1 protein-coding gene is annotated in these 343 nt (G+C 68.5%); it reads right to left on the bottom strand.

The annotated features are described in order from the left end of the window. The coding region (locus ACFHWU_RS29535; RefSeq protein ID WP_416592356.1) for a ribonucleotide-diphosphate reductase subunit beta at positions 1 to 205 on the bottom strand (205 nt) is incomplete at its 3' end. Positions 206 to 343 lie beyond the last annotated feature (138 nt).

Here is a 343-nt window from a genome sequence, read left to right as displayed (position 1 = left end):
CCAGGTTGTTCGCGACGATGGTGTCGCCGGTGGCGAAGAACGCGACGAGCCGGGACACCAGGTGCTGCTCGGCCGGCGACAGTCTGGCCAGGTCCGGCAGGTCGGAGTGCAGGTCGACCTCCTCCACCGTCCAGGTGTTCTTGATCGCGTCCCGGAACCGGTCGAAGAACTGCGGGTAGCGCATCGGCCGCAGGGTCAGGTCCATGCCGGGGTCGAGCAGCAACTGCCGCCGACCGGCGGCGGTCGCGGTTGGGATTGCGGTTGCGTTGCTGGTTTCGGGGGCGGTGGTCACTGGCAGGCCTCACAGGTTTCGGGGTTTTCCAGGGAGCAGGCCGACGCCTCG

The sequence above is a fragment of the Micromonospora sp. LOL_015 genome (genome assembly GCF_048060275.1).
Lineage (GTDB): Bacteria > Actinomycetota > Actinomycetes > Mycobacteriales > Micromonosporaceae > Micromonospora_E.
Note: the sequence above shows the minus strand (reverse complement) of the source record. Positions and strands in the feature narration are given on the sequence as shown.